The sequence below is a fragment of the Brucella sp. NBRC 12950 genome, from assembly GCF_030268145.1.
Classification (GTDB): Bacteria; Pseudomonadota; Alphaproteobacteria; order Rhizobiales; family Rhizobiaceae; genus Brucella.
This window is the reverse complement of record NZ_BSQC01000047.1, coordinates 1-537: the sequence shown is the minus strand read 5'-3', so window position 1 is coordinate 537 and position 537 is coordinate 1. Positions and strand designations below refer to the sequence as shown.

Sequence of the window (537 nt, the reverse complement as noted above, 5' to 3'; positions counted from 1 at the left end):
TTAGAACTTGTACGCGACGCCGAGACGAACTTCGTTGGTCTTGAACTTGTCGCGAACGCCAGCATCAGGAACGCCGAAGTCGAAATCCTTGTGGCCGTAATCGGTATAACGATATTCGAGACGAACGATGACATTGTCAGTCGCTGCATAGTCAATACCTGCGCCAGCAGTCCAGCCGGTGAGGGTCTTGCTCTGCGAAACGCTATCAATGCCATTGTCAAGGCTGTTCTTGACACTACCGAATGCAACACCACCTGCGATATAAGGCAGGAAGCGGTCAACTGCGTAACCAGCGCGAGCACGAACGGCACCCGACCAGCGAAGCTTGCTTTCAAGGCTAACACCAGTATCTACGCCAGCTGCATCAAAGATTGATGCGCTATCCTTGAGGTTGTTGTAGGTCACGTCACCGTCGATACCGAGAACAACACTGTTGCCCAGATCGAAGTTGTAGCCAGCATACAGGCCGCCGAGGAAACCATCTGGCTTGACGTTGCCGAGGTCGAAGCCATCAGTGTCGAAGCGCGACTTGCCCCA

1 protein-coding gene is annotated in these 537 nt (G+C 53.6%); it reads right to left on the bottom strand.

What is annotated here, in order from left to right:
* On the bottom strand, positions 1 to 537 hold a 537-nt coding region (locus tag QSJ70_RS27370; protein WP_285541364.1), incomplete at its 5' end, for an outer membrane protein.